Origin of the sequence: Spongorhabdus nitratireducens (assembly GCA_947387575.1) — a bacterium.
GTDB lineage: Bacteria > Pseudomonadota > Gammaproteobacteria > Pseudomonadales > Endozoicomonadaceae > CANDOC01.
Map to the genome: position 1 here is coordinate 205,787 of CANDOC010000006.1, position 14,042 is coordinate 219,828.

Annotated in this window: 12 protein-coding genes; 7 read left to right on the top strand and 5 right to left on the bottom strand. The window is 51.3% G+C overall.

The window, feature by feature from the left end:
• Positions 1 to 70 precede the first annotated feature (70 nt).
• Entirely contained in the window at positions 71 to 1,867 is a 1,797-nt protein-coding gene (locus ACYZZ0_RS12805) for a sodium:solute symporter family protein (RefSeq protein WP_461537026.1), read from the bottom strand.
• A complete protein-coding gene (locus ACYZZ0_RS12810; RefSeq protein WP_461537027.1) occupies positions 1,864 to 2,166 on the bottom strand; it encodes a DUF4212 domain-containing protein in 303 nt (100 codons plus the stop codon). Before ACYZZ0_RS12810 ends, ACYZZ0_RS12805 begins: the two co-directional genes overlap by 4 nt.
• Positions 2,167 to 2,492: 326 nt before the next feature.
• On the opposite strand from ACYZZ0_RS12810, the gene ACYZZ0_RS12815 reads away from it, so the two are divergent.
• On the top strand, positions 2,493 to 2,843 hold the full coding sequence (locus ACYZZ0_RS12815; RefSeq protein ID WP_461537028.1) for a hypothetical protein: 351 nt from the start codon (positions 2,493 to 2,495) through the stop codon (positions 2,841 to 2,843).
• A 180-nt stretch (positions 2,844 to 3,023) separates the two neighbouring features.
• On the opposite strand, the gene ACYZZ0_RS12820 is transcribed toward ACYZZ0_RS12815, so the two are convergent.
• The gene (locus ACYZZ0_RS12820) at positions 3,024 to 3,242 is read right to left on the bottom strand and encodes a DUF3820 family protein (RefSeq protein WP_461537029.1); all 219 of its coding nucleotides are present in this window, start codon (positions 3,240 to 3,242) and stop codon (positions 3,024 to 3,026) included.
• Positions 3,243 to 3,399: 157 nt separating this feature from the next.
• Entirely contained in the window at positions 3,400 to 5,907 is a 2,508-nt protein-coding gene (locus ACYZZ0_RS12825) for a CoA transferase (protein ID WP_461537030.1), read from the bottom strand.
• Positions 5,908 to 6,404: 497 nt separating this feature from the next.
• Between ACYZZ0_RS12825 and ACYZZ0_RS12830 the strand changes: the two genes are divergently transcribed.
• The 6 genes from ACYZZ0_RS12830 to ACYZZ0_RS12855 all read left to right on the top strand — a co-directional run bounded on the left by ACYZZ0_RS12830 (position 6,405) and on the right by ACYZZ0_RS12855 (position 13,433).
• Positions 6,405 to 6,869, top strand: coding sequence for a universal stress protein (locus tag ACYZZ0_RS12830; RefSeq protein WP_461537031.1), 465 nt, complete (start codon positions 6,405 to 6,407; stop codon positions 6,867 to 6,869).
• Entirely contained in the window at positions 6,859 to 8,433 is a 1,575-nt protein-coding gene (locus ACYZZ0_RS12835; RefSeq protein ID WP_461537032.1) for a BCCT family transporter, read from the top strand. Before ACYZZ0_RS12830 ends, ACYZZ0_RS12835 begins: the two co-directional genes overlap by 11 nt.
• 162 nt (positions 8,434 to 8,595) lie before the next feature.
• Positions 8,596 to 9,756, top strand: a complete 1,161-nt coding sequence (locus tag ACYZZ0_RS12840) for an iron-containing alcohol dehydrogenase (RefSeq protein ID WP_461537033.1) — start codon at positions 8,596 to 8,598, stop codon at positions 9,754 to 9,756.
• A 52-nt stretch (positions 9,757 to 9,808) separates the two neighbouring features.
• On the top strand, positions 9,809 to 11,305 hold the full coding sequence (locus ACYZZ0_RS12845) for a CoA-acylating methylmalonate-semialdehyde dehydrogenase (RefSeq protein WP_461537034.1): 1,497 nt from the start codon (positions 9,809 to 9,811) through the stop codon (positions 11,303 to 11,305).
• A gap of 166 nt (positions 11,306 to 11,471) precedes the next feature.
• Positions 11,472 to 12,362 carry a LysR substrate-binding domain-containing protein gene (locus ACYZZ0_RS12850; RefSeq protein ID WP_461537035.1) on the top strand — a complete coding sequence of 297 codons (891 nt, stop codon included), beginning with the start codon at positions 11,472 to 11,474 and terminating at the stop codon, positions 12,360 to 12,362.
• Between the two features lie 108 nt (positions 12,363 to 12,470).
• Positions 12,471 to 13,433: a 5'-nucleotidase gene (locus ACYZZ0_RS12855; protein WP_461537036.1), complete on the top strand. Its 963-nt coding sequence runs from the start codon at positions 12,471 to 12,473 to the stop codon at positions 13,431 to 13,433.
• Between the two features lie 37 nt (positions 13,434 to 13,470).
• Here the strand turns inward: ACYZZ0_RS12855 and ACYZZ0_RS12860 are convergent, their stop codons facing one another.
• Entirely contained in the window at positions 13,471 to 14,037 is a 567-nt protein-coding gene (locus ACYZZ0_RS12860) for a DUF3157 family protein (protein WP_461537037.1), read from the bottom strand.
• Positions 14,038 to 14,042 lie beyond the last annotated feature (5 nt).

Here is a 14,042-nt window from a genome sequence, read left to right on the forward strand (position 1 = left end):
GAAAAAGCGCCATAAAGGCGCTTTTTCTGCTCAGTACCGTTAATTTATGTCAGCTATGACCTTTTAGTGATCAGTGAGCTGCACGCTGGGCACCAATGCCTTCCTCAACCGGTGCACCGGCACCGCTCGGGATACGGATGTTTTCAACCAGATCCTGAATGTGCTTCGGCGGAGGCGCAGTCAGGTGGCAGACAACCATGGATACAGACAGGTTCAGCAGCATACCCAGGGTACCGATACCTTCCGGAGAGATACCGAACAGCCAGTTTTCAGGGTTGTTGTCACCCGGGTTGATGAACTTGAAGTACACGATATAGCCGAAGGTGAACGCCAGACCAGTGATCATACCGGTTACCGCACCTTCACGGTTCATGCGCTTGTAGAAGATACCCATCAGGATCGCCGGGAAGAACGATGCTGCTGCCAGACCGAAGGCGAAGGCGACAACCTGTGCCACAAAGCCCGGAGGATAGATACCGAACAGCCCGGCAATCACGATAGCAACCGCAGCAGCCAGACGGGCAGCCAGCAGTTCCTGCTTGTCGGAGATATTCGGCATCAGGTTCTTCTTCAGCAGGTCATGAGACACTGAGGTGGAGATTACCAGCAGCAGACCCGCCGCAGTAGACAGTGCCGCAGCCAGACCACCGGCAGCGATCAGGGCGACTACCCAGCCCGGCAGCTGTGCGATTTCCGGGTTGGCCAGTACCATGATGTCACGGTCAACATACAGTTCGTTTTCACCGGCAGTCGGGGTGTTGGTCAGCATACGCTGGCCGTCTTCACCGCGAGTTTCAGAGAACTGGGGCTTGCCTTCCATTGCCTTACCGGCAGTGTACTGGATCTTGCCGTCGCCGTTCTTGTCCATCCAGGCAATCAGACCGGAGTTTTCCCAGTTGGAGAACCACTGGGGCAGTTCCTTGTACTCGGCTTCACTTACAGTATCCAGCAGGTTGATTCGAGCGAAGCTGGCAACCGCAGGAGCAGTGGTGTACAGGATAGCGATAAACAGCAGGGCATAACCGGCTGATTTACGGGCATCGCGTACAGTCGGGGTGGTGAAGAAACGTACGATTACGTGTGGCAGACCGGCAGTACCGACCATCAGAGCCATGGTAATAAAGAACATATCAACGGTGGATTTGGTACCATCCGTATATTGATTGAAGCCCAGTTCGGCTGACAATCCGTCCAGTTTCTCAAGTACAGACTGTCCTGTCCCGAGAACTTCACTACCAAAGCCCAGCTGTGGAATCGGGTTACCAGTGATCATCATAGAGATGTAAATCGCCGGAACCATGAAGGCAAAGATCATTACACAGTATTGAGCAACCTGAGTGTAGGTGATTCCCTTCATGCCACCGAGTACGGCATAAAAGAATACAATTGCCATTCCGACGATAACGCCCGAAGTGATATCAAGCTCAAGGTAGCGAGAGAACACGATACCCACACCACGCATCTGACCGGCCACATAAGTGAACGAGATAAAGATTACGCAGATTACAGCGACCACACGGGCCAGCTGGGAGTAGTAACGGTCACCAACGAAATCCGGCACGGTAAACTTGCCGAACTTGCGCAGGTAAGGTGCCAGACACATGGCCAGCAGTACATAACCACCGGTCCAGCCCATCAGGTAGACGGCACCGTCACGACCGATAAAGGAGATAATACCGGCCATTGAGATAAACGACGCTGCAGACATCCAGTCAGCACCGGTCGCCATACCGTTGGCGATAGGATGAACCCCGCCGCCGGCAACATAGTAATCTTTGGTTGATCCCGCGCGGGACCAGATTGCAATCCCGATGTACAGCGCGAATGTCGCACCGACAAAGAGATAAATCATCATCTGTGTGCTCATTCTGCTACCTCTACTTTGCCGGAAACACCTGCTTCATCTTCATAAACGTCATATTTACGATCCAGCTTGTTCATGCGCCAGATGTAGAAGAAGATCAAACCAAGGAAGCTAAAAATGGATCCCTGTTGGGCAAACCAGAATCCGAGGGGGAAGCCTCCAAATTTGAATTGGTCAAGATAATCAACAAAGAGAATGCCGCAGCCAAACGAGACTACGAACCAAATCACCAGCAGGATCGAGAGAAGACGTATATTTTCTTTCCAATAGGCGGCGGCCGCCGCTGACTTATGGTCAGGCATGGCAATGCATCTCCATTTGCGAAGGGCCGGGCATAACTTCTGTACTACTGAAACATCTTTACAACGAGGGCATAGAGGTGCTGCAGATATGAGAGTACAACCGGAACTTCTTGTTTTTTATTGTTATTGGTACTGCGGGTATTACCTTATCACGTTACGTATAAATGTCAGCAGGGAAACGTAAAAAAATTTACACAATGTGGATATTTTTTCTAAACCGAGCGGTCAGTACAGAAATATGGAATTCTTTTGCGGTTGTTGCTGGCGGTATCCCTTATCAGCTGTCAGAATCGCAGGGTTATCAATGATTTACCGGAAGCCATACGATGAAATTCGTTAACCGCTGTGTTGTAACCCTGACCCCGGGTGAGAAATTCCGTGAGTGGGTAAAGGAGAACGGTGATGAGGTGCCTGAAATCTGGGACTTCGAAGGTGGCGCTTACCTGATGGACGATGTCGAAACCGAAGAGGATTTCGACCACCTGCTGGCCGAGCACGCCAAGGCGATGTTTGAAAACGAACTTTCCACCTGGACTGACGATGAGAACTGCTGGCCGGAACAGCGGGATGACAAGGCTCTGAAGCAGTGGTTCAGTGTTCAGTGCTGTGTTGCCAGTTTCGATCTGGGCAAGGACGAGCTGATGCGTGCTGATCTGGATATGATGGAAGTCGGTTAATTATTCGCTGTACCATCAGGAGGAATATCAGATCATGATATTCCTCTGTTTTGAATAAATGGTTTTTGAATAAATAGTTTCTGAATAAATAGTTTCTGAATAAATATTGTTCAGGTTAAAAAACAGTCTTTAACTATTTCCTGATTTTCTCGCAATAGAATAAAAACTGGTCCAATGGATTCAAACGCCAGATTTCAATGGCGTAATAATCTTTTCCAGACCGTTAATACGAATCTCCAGCGCTAGCTGCATCAATCTGCCCAGTTCTCCCTTGGGAAATCCCTTTTTGGCAAACCACAGCAGATATTCTTCCGGCAGATCGATCAGTACCCGGCCGGCATATTTGCCAAACGGCATTTCCATTCGGGCCAGTTTTAACAGGTCTTCCTTACTAAACATTAAATAGCAACAAACTGAATGAGTGAGAGCACCATTCTAGCCTGTCATTGCAGCTAGCGTAATGGGGAGTGTCGGGTATGAAGGGAAGGATGTTATGACAGGGCCGGGGTAAGCCCTGTCATAACTTATGCTCAGATATAACTGGAAGACTCAGCTATCAACTCGGCAGGAACTCCTTGCCCCAACCCAGGCCGGCAATACCGCGATCGATCATGGACTGTACTTCCTCCTCGGAGTAACCGGCTTCAGCCAGAATCTCGCGGGTAGAGTGTCCAAACCGTTCGGTTGGGGTAGCTGCCACAATATCTGCTTCAGTCGGCCGGATTGAGTAGTGGTCAATCTGGGTAATGCAGTGACCGCTGGGGTGATCCGGGTAAATAGAGAAGGCAAAGCTGCCCTGGTCCACACCGGCCTTGTTATCAGCTACACGGCTGTTATCTGCCCGCAGGTTTTCAATGGCCTGAGGCTCGGCAGAAGCGACATCCACCTTGTCCAGTGCTGACTTCCAGTAGGATGCCGGCGCCTGCTGCAGTGCCTGCTTCAGGAAAGCGGCTCTGTCGCTGGCCTCAGTAATACCCTGCAAGCCTTCGACCTGTTCAAGCTGTTCCAGTTCGCTGTCGTTTGAATCCAGGTAGATCCAGCCTTCACTGGTTTGATAGAAGTGAGACAGGGCATTGTAACCCAGTGCTTCACGACCGGAAGGCTCATTGAACGGCGCACGTCCATCGTAATCAAAAGCAAACGATACCTGAGCCAGGTTGGTTACTGCTGACAATGAGGTACGGGAGCGGGTCGGTTGTCCGGTGCGCTGGCGGTGATACAGGGATACCGCCATACCGATACCGGCAGAGAAACCACAGTTAACATCCAGAGTACCCAGGTGAGCATGCTCCTCCGGTGTGGCAGGTCCACCGAACCGGCTCATGATGCCACTGTTGGCCTGAATAATATCGTCATAGCCGATGTAATCTGTCTTTGGACCGCGCAGTGGGCCACCCAGACAGTCGAGACGACAGAACAGTACGCCGGGATTGATTGCCTGCAGTGATTCATGATCCAGACCCAGCGGGATCATCTGGCGTTCCGGCGCATTGATAACAACCATATCCACTGAACGTACCAGTCGGTTGAATACCTCGCGGCCTTCATCAGACATAATATCAACCAGCGCACTGCGCTTGCCGACACCGGTCTGGAAGGTAAACAGGGTACCAATCAGTGGATCGTACAATGGGGTGACCGGATCCAACTTGATGACTTCGGCGCCGAAGCGGGCCAGGAATGCGGTTGAATGTGGACCGGCAATAACGTTGGTCAGGTCGAGAATCTTCATCCCTTGCAGCCAGCCGCCGGATACGGCTTCCGGAGCCGGTTCAGGTAACGTGTGGCCATGTTGTTCGGTGACATCGTTCAGCAGCGTCAGGGCTTCATCAAAGCTGACATCTTTTCTCGGCTTCGGGGTGACCATCTGGTCAGCAAACTCTTCCAGCCAGGTAATCGGTCCCGGCTGTTTCATCAGACCGTATTCCGGATCGTTCACTTCAACAATCAGGCCGGCAGTGTTGGTGTGAGTATCGTTAACCCATTCCTGAGTGGTACGGTGAGGTGCGCCGGGAATCTGGCCTTCACCAAAAATACGACCCCATTCGTCAGAAGTCTTGGTCAGGAACACCTTCTTCATTTTGGCAGAAATAATATCCGCCCATTTTTTCGGCAGCGGATAAACGCCGATAGAGGTTTCACCATCCCATTCGCTGATCGGCTGGTGAAGATCTTTTACATCCGGCAGGCCTTCTGCAACCAGTTCATCATAAATGCCCAGTGCCTGCAGGCAGCGACGGGCGTGATTGCGGTGAGACGGGCAGACGCAGTAGAACATACGACCATCGGCGCATTCATAGGTGCGGTAGAACGGATCCAGGTATTCCTGCAGCTCTTCATAGCTGAGGTCCATCTGAATATCGTTGTTCTTGCGATGCTCGATTTCATGCTCACGCATGGTCTTGTAGCGCTCAGGCAGGCCGTCAATAACATAGGAGTTATACGACAGGCCTTCCATCATTGCCGCGATAATAGGCACTTCAATATGGTCACCACGGCCGGTCTTTTCACGAGATGTGAGCGCCAAAACTACAGAGCTGGCAGCCAGCGAAGTTGCATAGGAAGAAGCCAGTGGCAGAGGAGAGAAGCTCGGGTTCAGACCCATCAGTACCCGGTTAAAGCCCATATCAGTGAAGGCACCGGCAGTCGCGGCAACAACGGCTTCAGTTGCCTTCCACTCTCTGCGCAGTTGGTCATTGCTGGCAAAGCCAGGAACAGAAAGGGTGATCAGAGCCGGGTTCTGCTCTCGCAGCTGCTGGAAGTCCAGCCCGAGGCGAGCCAGAACGTCAGGGCGGAAACTCTCGATTACGATATCGGCTTTTTCAATCAGGCTCAGCGCCTGTTGCAATTCGGTTTCTTCTTTAAGGTTCAGTCGCAGGCAGTTTTTGTTACGATTCAGCACTGCATTGGCGGGGTGGTCCCACAGCGGGCCTTCCGGCGGATCAATATGAACAACAGTTGCTCCCAGGTCAGCCAGAATCATGGCCACGGCCGGGCCGGCAATCTGCTGGCCGAAATCTACTACGCGAACGCCAGTCAATGGCAGTTTATTATTGTTTTGCATCAGGTAATCCCGTGGAAGCGATCTGTCGCTTGTCATCAATCGAAATCAAAACGGCTTGCGCCGGATGCTGGTGGTGAGTGCCAGTTGAGGAAATGGTAAAAACGGGAAAAATATTCGACCAGCAATAAAAAATGACCCTATGCCCATGTTTTTTTTATTGCTGAGAGTGGGAGCCGGTTGCAGCCTGATTTATCTGCACTGCAGGGTTTGTAAATGCTTATATTCCCGATAGCTACTGATTGTATGGCTTGTCGCAGTTACATAAGTTTCCAAATAATCGACGGTATTGTTGCAATAGCGGGAAAATGATTTGTCAGCCATAAAAAAAACAGGGTCTTTGGTGTCTGTTTTATTGCTTCTCATCTCTTTCGGGGTTCTGGAATAATGACCGGGCACTCTGGGCTCTGTTGATATAAGTAGCTGGATTAAATCTATTTATACCAACCGAGCCACAAATATGTGCCTGAGGACAAAACAATTATTACCTAAGGCAAACAATGAATAATAAGTATAAAAATATTTTGATCCCGATAGATATGAGCTGCAAAGGCTCATGGGAAAACTCACTCCCCATCGCAATTGAACAGGCCAGAAATCATCAGGCGACACTGCATGTATTAACCGTAGTGCCTGAAGCAGAAATCCCTGCTGTTGCAGCACTGCTGCCAGCCGGTCTCGATCGCAGGTTGCGAGACCAGGGCAAAATTGCACTTCATGACTTGATAAAGGAGGATATTCCGGCAGATATCGTGACTGAAGTCCGGGTTAACCAGGGGCAACCCTATAAAGAAATCTTGCGGGCTGCCAAGGATATTGAAGCTGACCTTATCGTAATGGCTTCTCATCGCCCGGGACTGTCTGATTATCTGATCGGGGCCAATGCGGCCCATGTCGTCCGCCACGCCAAGTGCTCTGTGATGGTGGTTCGTGAACCTGCAGAGAGTAAACACCATGAAGAATAATAACGTGACAGCAGCCTCAGGCATGCTGGCCGGAGCGAGCCCTGTGATGGCTCTGGGTTCGGCACTGCTGGTGCTGGCCTTTATTCTGTTTACCGTTGTAGACCCGGTCTACGCTGATGGTATCTACAATACTGCCAAGAACTTTATCGCTTCCGATCTGGGCTGGTACTACGTCGGGTTGATATCGTTTGCCCTGTTTTTCTCGGTCTGGCTGGCATTTAGCCGCTATGGTGATATCCGGCTGGGAAAGGACGACGATCGTCCGGAGTTTAATAACTTTACCTGGTTCTCCATGCTTTTCGGGGCCGGTATCGGTATCGGTATTCTGTTCTGGAGTATTGCCGAACCTATCTACCACTTCCAGAGTAATCCGTTTATTGCGGCGGCTGATGCCAAAACCGTTGAAGCGGCACAGGTCGCGATGCGGATCTCAATCTTTCACTGGGGTTTGCATGGCTGGGGATTATTTGCCCTGACCGGTCTGATTCTGGCGTTCTTCTCCTATCGCAAGGGGCTGCCGATTACCATTCGTTCCAGTCTCTATCCGATTTTTGGTGACAAGATTTATGGGCCGATTGGTCATGCAGCAGACCTGTTGGCAGTGTTTGGTACGGTATTCGGTATTGCAACATCACTGGGACTGGGCGCCCAGCAGATGAATGCCGGTCTGAATTACCTGTTGGGGATGGAAGTTTCAACCAATAACCAGATTATTCTGATTGCGATTATCTCTGTGATTGCGACTGCGTCAGTACTGACCGGTCTGCACCGTGGTATCCGGATTCTCAGCGTGTTCAATATGCAGTTGACCATGGTCATTCTGGGGCTGTTTATTATTGTGGGTCCTACCGCATATGTGCTGGGTGCTTTCTTCACCAATGCCGGTGATTACCTGCTGAATGCTATATCTCTCGGACTGTGGGTTGACCCGGATCCCGAGAGTCAGTGGCAGGGCTGGTGGACTATCTTCTACTGGGGCTGGTGGATTGCTTGGGGTCCGTTCGTAGGCATGTTTATCGCCCGAATTTCCAAAGGTCGTACCATCCGTGAATTTATTCTGGGTGTGCTGATTGCACCAACGACACTGGCAGCATTCTGGATCACGATTTTTGGTAACAGTGCTCTCTATATGGAACTGTTTGGCAATGGCGGTATTACTGAAGCCGTAAACAGTGATATTACCACTGCATTGTTCACTACCATTGAAAATCTGGTTGAAAGTGAGTGGCTGGTAATTCTGATGGCCAGCATCTGTACTGTCATGCTGATCACCTATTTTGTGACTTCGGCTGACTCTGCCACCCTGGTTATCTGTACTCTGGTATCCATGGGTAACGAAAATCCGCCGGCCCGTTTCCGTATCTTCTGGGGCCTGAGCATTGGTGCAGCTGCTGCGGTACTGCTGTTTGCCGGTGGTCTGAAAGCGTTGCAGACAGCATCTATTGTGGCTGCGCTGCCGTTCTCGATTATTATCATTCTGGCGACTTACGGCCTGGTCAAGGCGCTGCGTCAGGAGGCCCTGCCGGGTAAAGAGAAGGTGTATCAGCCGGCTGTCGAGTCTTGATTCCGGGTTAAATTGCTGGCGGCATCACTCTGACACCCCCCATAGGCGGGGTGATGCCAGCCAGATTTTTGATAGATAAAAAAAACAGCTTTAGACAATTAGATAACCAGATAACAAACTTACAACAGCGTAAAAGAACAACAAGAAAGTGTGAGGTGTGATATGTCGTCCACTCAGGTCGTTTTACCCCGTATTCTGCAAGTCGGTGCAGATGCCAGCCAGCAGCTGCCCGATGTGCTTGCCAGCCTGGATTGCCGCCGTCCTCTGATCATTACCGACAAGATGATGGTGCAGCTGGGTTATGTTGCTTCCATCCAGAAAGTACTGGAAGGGCAGGATATTCAGTCCGATGTATTTTCTGACACGGTGCCGGAGCCTACCGTCAGCTCCATTATGGCCGGTGTAACCATGGCCCGTGAAGGCAACTATGACTCGATTGTTGCACTGGGTGGTGGTAGCCCGATCGACAGTGCCAAGGCGATTTCCATTCTGGCTCGTCATGGCGGGGAAATGCGGGACTATAAATTCCCCCGCATTGTTAATGAAGCCGGTCTGCCGGTGGTTGCAATTCCTACTACGGCCGGAACCGGTTCCGAAGTGACCCGAGTGACTATTATTACCGACGAGACCTGCGATGAAAAAATGCTCAGCGTGGGTGTTGGTTTCATGCCGGTTGCAGCCCTGGTGGATTACAAGCTGACCCTGAGTGTACCGCCTCGCACTACCGCAGATACCGGTATTGATGCCCTGACTCATGCGATGGAAGCCTATGTCAGCAAAAAGGCCAGCCTCTATAGTGATACCCAGGCTCTGGAAGCAATGCGATTGATTGCGCCCAATTTGCGCCGGGTCTATCACGATGGTTCGGATGAGCAGGCACGGGAACAGATGATGCTGGGTTCAACCCTGGCCGGTGTTGCCTTTTCCAATGCATCGGTTGCATTGGTGCACGGCATGAGTCGTCCGATTGGCGCCATGTTCCATGTACCACACGGGCTGTCCAATGCCATGTTGTTGCCGGCGGTTACTGAATACTCCATTCCGGCCGCATCTGAGCGTTATGCAGATTGTGCCCGAGCCATGGGTATCGCCGATGCAGCGGACTCTGATGACGCTGCCAATGAAAAACTGCTGCAGGAACTGAAAGCACTGAATGAAGAGCTTAAGGTTCCGACCCCTGCCGAGTTTGGTATCGAGAAGGACCACTTCTTCAAAGTGGTGGAACAGATGGCTGAACAGGCGCTGGCTTCAGGTTCTCCGGGTAACAATCCGCGGGTGCCTTCAGCCGAAGAAATTGTTGAGATCTACCGCAAGCTCTGGTGACAGAACCATTGCCGTCTTTTCCAATTTAATAAAATAAGCAGAGAGTAAGAAAATGAGCACAATCGGCCACCTGATTAATGGTAAGGCAGTCAATGATGATGTACGTCATCAGGCGGTTTACAACCCGGCAACCGGACAGGCAGAAAAGCAGGTTGCACTGGCCTCAAAAGCGACTGTAGAAGAAGCAATTGCGGCAGCAGAAGCGGCTTTTCCGGCATGGCGTAATACTGCCCCGATCAAGCGGGCGCGGATTATGTTCCGCTTCAAGGAGCTGCTGGAGCAGAATGCGGAAAAGATCTGTGAGCTGATTGGTGAAGAACACGGCAAGATTCCTCACGATGCCATGGGCGAACTGCAGCGCGGTATCGAGAATGTTGAATATGCCTGTGGCGCACCGGAACTGCTGAAAGGCGAGCACAGCAAGAATGTGGGCCCGAACATCGATTCCTGGAGTGAGTTCCAGCCACTGGGTGTTGTTGCCGGTATTACCCCGTTCAACTTCCCGGTCATGGTACCGCTGTGGATGTATCCGATGGCGATTGTCTGCGGTAATACCTTTGTGCTGAAGCCTTCCGAGCGTGATCCAAGCTCAACCCTGTTTGTCGCCCAGCTGCTGCAGGAAGCCGGTTTGCCGGACGGTGTTATCAATGTGGTAAACGGTGACAAGGAAGCGGTTGATACCCTGCTGCACGACAAGCGGGTAGAAGCAGTCAGCTTTGTAGGCTCTACGCCTATCGCGGAATACATCTACACCACTGCCAATGCCAACGGCAAGCGTTGTCAGGCACTGGGTGGCGCCAAGAACCACGCAATCGTGATGCCTGATGCGGATATGGACAATGCTGTAAACCAGCTGCTGGGTGCTGCATTCGGTTCTTCCGGCGAGCGTTGCATGGCACTGTCTGTAGCGGTGGCCGTGGGTGACCAAGCAGGCGATCTGCTGGTAGCCAAGATGCAGGAAGCAATGCAGAACCTGAAAGTGGGTGCCTATACCAACAGTGACAATGACTTCGGTCCGGTGATTACCCGCCAGCATCAGGAAAAAGTGGTGGGCTATATCAACAGTGCTGAAGAGCAGGGTGCCAGCATTGTTGTTGATGGCCGTCATCCTGTCGTTGAAGGTCACGAAGAAGGTTACTTTGTCGGTGGAACCCTGATCGACAGCGTGACGCCGGAAATGACCAGCTATAAAGAAGAAATCTTTGGTCCGGTACTGCAGGTGGTGCGGGTTGATACCATGCAGCAGGCGATGGACCTGATTGATGAGCATGAATACGGTAACGGTACCTGCATCTTTACCCGTGACGGTGAAGCAGCACGTTACTTCTCCGACAACATCAAGGTCGGTATGGTCGGTATCAACGTACCGCTGCCAGTACCTGTCGCCTATCACAGCTTCGGTGGCTGGAAGCGTTCCCTGTTCGGTGACCTGCATGCCTACGGTCCGGATGGTGTTCGTTTCTACACCCGTCGCAAGACCATTACCCAGCGCTGGCCGTCTGCCGGTGTCCGGGAAGGTGTTGAATTCTCCATGCCGACACTGAAGTAAGCGATCAGCTTTACCTGTAGGGGCCACAGTCCGTAGTCGTGGCTCCCTCTTCTTTATCATGAGCTTTCATTGTTACTGTCGTAACAAAAACTGAACTGAGTTCAGCTTTTGACAGGCAGATACTGGGGCGTGTCCATTTGTGTATGCCCTGTAGTGAATAACAACAATGAAGAAGCGACTCCCTCCACTGAACTGGCTCCGTTCCTTTGAAGCTTCGGCGCGCTCTCTCAGTTTTACCCATGCTGCCGGTGAATTGAATCTGACCCAGGCCGCTGTCAGCCAGCAGGTAAAAGGGCTGGAAGCTCAACTCGGTGTTGCCCTGTTCACCCGTTTACCCAGAGGTCTGGCTTTGACTGAAGCGGGTCTGGCCTATTTGCCTGTAGTTCATGAAGCGATTGGTCGTCTTGCCGTTGCGACGGAAGAACTGTTCGGGCAGGGAAGGGATCGACTTTTGACAGTCCGGGTTAACCTGGTATTTTTCACGACCTGGCTGGCACCCAGAATGGCCCGCTTTCGACAGCAGTTCCCCGATATCGGCATTCGCTTTACCAGTAATATCTGGGCCGCCGATCAGGACCGGGAAGCAGATCTGGATATTCGTTATGGCAAAGGCAGCTGGCGTGAATTCAAGGCTGACCGGTTGACCTACGATGAACTATTTCCGGTATGCAGTCCGGGGCTTGCAGCTGTAATGCCAGACTCCCCCGCCGGGCTATCTGACCATACCCTGCTGCATGTTATCGGCTATGAAGAGGGCTGGGGCTACTGGTTTAAACAAACCGGCCATTCGTTTGAAGAAAAAACACCCGGACTACAGTTTGATACTCTGATAACTGCACTGGAAATGGCGCGCTATGGTCAGGGGCTGGCCCTGGGCAGAACCTCTCTGGTGAAAGGCATGATTGGTAGTGGTGAGCTGGTGGCACCTTTTACCGAGCGGGTAAAAACGTCAGAAGCATTTTATCTGACGTATCCCTCGCATCAGTACCTGCATCCCAAGGCTGAAGTTTTCCGGCGCTGGCTGTTGCAGGAGTGTGAGCAGGGTGATTACAGCTGAAGCGCAGGTATTATGCCTGCCCAAGGTATATTCGACCGACGGAAACGATTAGACTGAGATACCCCCTGTGGTGATGTATGAACCCCGGTTCAATACCAAAGGAAGAATATGCCGCATCCTATAGAAACAAAACTGGTTATTGCCATCTCGTCCAGTGCCCTGTTTGACCTGTCTGAGTCTCATGCTATTTATGCCGAGAAAGGGCCCATTGCTTACAAGGCCTTTCAGGAAGCCAATATGGACAAGGTGCTTGGCAAGGGCGTGGCGTTTCCTTTTATTAAACGCTTTCTGAATATCAATAATCGCTTCCCGGAGCAGGAGCCGGTTGAAGTTGTGCTGTTGTCCCGTAATTCGGCTGCCAGTGGACAGCGGGTGTTTCGATCAATTGAACATTACGGCCTGAATATTTCCCGGGCGGCGTTTATGGAAGGCAAATCGCCCTATAAATATATTCCGGCATTTAATGCTTCCCTGTTTTTGTCTGCCAACCGTCAGGATGTGCAGTGTGCAATTGATGCGGGTTATCCAGCGGGTGTCGTATTGCCCGGTAAAGTAGTCGATGACGAGTCGGATGAAGAGCTGCGGATTGCCTTCGACTTTGACGGGGTTATTGCCGATGATGAGGCTGAAACCATTTACAAACAAGGTGATTTGCCTGAGTTTCATCGCCATGAAATCGCAAAATCCCATATACCTCACAAACCCGGACCGCTGGCAGAATTGTTCAAAAAACTCTCGTTTTTACAGCAGCTGGAAGATCAGGAAGCGGGTAAAAACAAAGACTATCAGCGTATTCTACGCACCGCGATTGTTACTGCCAGAAGCGCGCCGGCCCATGAACGGGTAGTAACCACCCTGGATGACTGGGGTGTCAGCGCCAATGAAACATTTTTTCTGGGTGGCATGGTTAAAAACAGAATTCTGGGCAGGCTACGGCCGCATATCTTTTTTGATGACCAACAGGGGCATCTGAAATCGGAATCCGGTGATATCCCGATGGTTCATATTCCTTTTGGTATTGCCAATCGTCAGAAAGAAGCTGCCGGCACTAAAACCAACCCTTGTGATTGAGAACGCTCCCTAGGGTCTTGATTCAGCAAGATGGAAGCTATCGATGTATTACCTCTGTCACTTCTGCCTGTAACAGGTAGTGTGCATCCTTTGGTACTTCCAGTTTCAGTGCTTCTCCCTCCCGTTGTGTGCCTGGTCTGAAGTAGGTATCCGCCATTCGTTTGATGGATATCCAGATCGGCCACTCTCCGCTGGCCAGTTCGATATTTTGCTGATCCAGCAGTTTGTAGCTGATAACAACCTTGATAATCGATTTCTTTCCCTGATTGGTCAGGCTTGCAGGAATGATTAGCCGGTTATTTTCGTAGCGGGCAGGCTTGAGTAAAACATCCGCACCACTTTCACTGAGTTGAAGGATATTTTTGCTTTCACCCGGAGTGACCTTCACATATCTGACCGGCGGCTTGGCAACCGGAATAGCCTGCTCGGCAATAATCGGAACGGCAGCTATGCCGGTAATATTACCTTCGGCAGAGGCTTCAGCTGCTGCTTGCGATTCAGTCGTAACATACTGCCAGGTAAAGTCATCTCGCAGCATAACCTGCCGGCCATCCTTAAGCTGAATGATCTGGTCTGCAAAAACAGTGCTGCAGAGGACTGTCATGAATG

What these genes read in the sequence shown, in the direction of transcription:
- ACYZZ0_RS12805 (WP_461537026.1), bottom strand. Translation starts at nt 1,867, where the DNA reads ATGAGCACACAGATGATGATTTATCTCTTTGTCGGTGCGACATTCGCG.
- ACYZZ0_RS12810 (WP_461537027.1), bottom strand. Translation starts at nt 2,166, where the DNA reads ATGCCTGACCATAAGTCAGCGGCGGCCGCCGCCTATTGGAAAGAAAAT.
- ACYZZ0_RS12815 (WP_461537028.1), top strand. Translation starts at nt 2,493, where the DNA reads ATGAAATTCGTTAACCGCTGTGTTGTAACCCTGACCCCGGGTGAGAAA.
- ACYZZ0_RS12820 (WP_461537029.1), bottom strand. Translation starts at nt 3,242, where the DNA reads ATGTTTAGTAAGGAAGACCTGTTAAAACTGGCCCGAATGGAAATGCCG.
- ACYZZ0_RS12825 (WP_461537030.1), bottom strand. Translation starts at nt 5,907, where the DNA reads ATGCAAAACAATAATAAACTGCCATTGACTGGCGTTCGCGTAGTAGAT.
- ACYZZ0_RS12830 (WP_461537031.1), top strand. Translation starts at nt 6,405, where the DNA reads ATGAATAATAAGTATAAAAATATTTTGATCCCGATAGATATGAGCTGC.
- ACYZZ0_RS12835 (WP_461537032.1), top strand. Translation starts at nt 6,859, where the DNA reads ATGAAGAATAATAACGTGACAGCAGCCTCAGGCATGCTGGCCGGAGCG.
- ACYZZ0_RS12840 (WP_461537033.1), top strand. Translation starts at nt 8,596, where the DNA reads ATGTCGTCCACTCAGGTCGTTTTACCCCGTATTCTGCAAGTCGGTGCA.
- ACYZZ0_RS12845 (WP_461537034.1), top strand. Translation starts at nt 9,809, where the DNA reads ATGAGCACAATCGGCCACCTGATTAATGGTAAGGCAGTCAATGATGAT.
- ACYZZ0_RS12850 (WP_461537035.1), top strand. Translation starts at nt 11,472, where the DNA reads ATGAAGAAGCGACTCCCTCCACTGAACTGGCTCCGTTCCTTTGAAGCT.
- ACYZZ0_RS12855 (WP_461537036.1), top strand. Translation starts at nt 12,471, where the DNA reads ATGCCGCATCCTATAGAAACAAAACTGGTTATTGCCATCTCGTCCAGT.
- ACYZZ0_RS12860 (WP_461537037.1), bottom strand. Translation starts at nt 14,037, where the DNA reads ATGACAGTCCTCTGCAGCACTGTTTTTGCAGACCAGATCATTCAGCTT.